Origin of the sequence: Bacillus cereus group sp. BfR-BA-01381, from assembly GCF_022663555.1 — a bacterium.
GTDB classification, from domain to species: Bacteria; Bacillota; Bacilli; order Bacillales; family Bacillaceae_G; genus Bacillus_A; species Bacillus_A pacificus.
On the sequence record NZ_JAKUFR010000234.1, the window covers coordinates 1 to 414 of the forward strand.

Consider the following 414-nt stretch of genomic DNA (forward strand, 5'->3'; position numbering starts at 1 on the left):
AGGCTCCATAAAAAGTTGTGCTCCTCAACAGTTTGAGAAAAATCTCCTTTTTCCCATCTATTTATAATAGAAAATAACTTCATTTTATATTGAAAACCTTTACTATTTTCAATATCTCTTTTCACATTAGAAATTTCCTTGTTTGTCATTTCTACAAATCCCCATTTTTCAGAGGATTTTACCTTTTGGTGTACCATTTTGTGCATAGTAGAAATAATTTCACCTTCACTAACTTGTGGAGATTCTTCTGCAACTTTCTTCTCTTTTTCGTTTGCCGCTTGCTGGGTTTGAATATTTTTATTTTCTTTTTCCACATATGCAAGCAATTTCTTTCCGCCAACTATAGACGAGAAAATTACTATAATTGTAATGCATATACTTACGATCCATTTAAAAAGCATTAACTCTTCATCG

1 protein-coding gene is annotated in these 414 nt (G+C 31.2%); it reads right to left on the reverse strand.

Features of this window, described 5'->3' with window-relative positions:
* Nucleotides 1-401 (reverse strand): DUF6241 domain-containing protein (locus tag MR079_RS28460; protein WP_242295092.1); only part of this gene is annotated, 401 nt, incomplete at its 3' end.
* Nucleotides 402-414 lie beyond the last annotated feature (13 nt).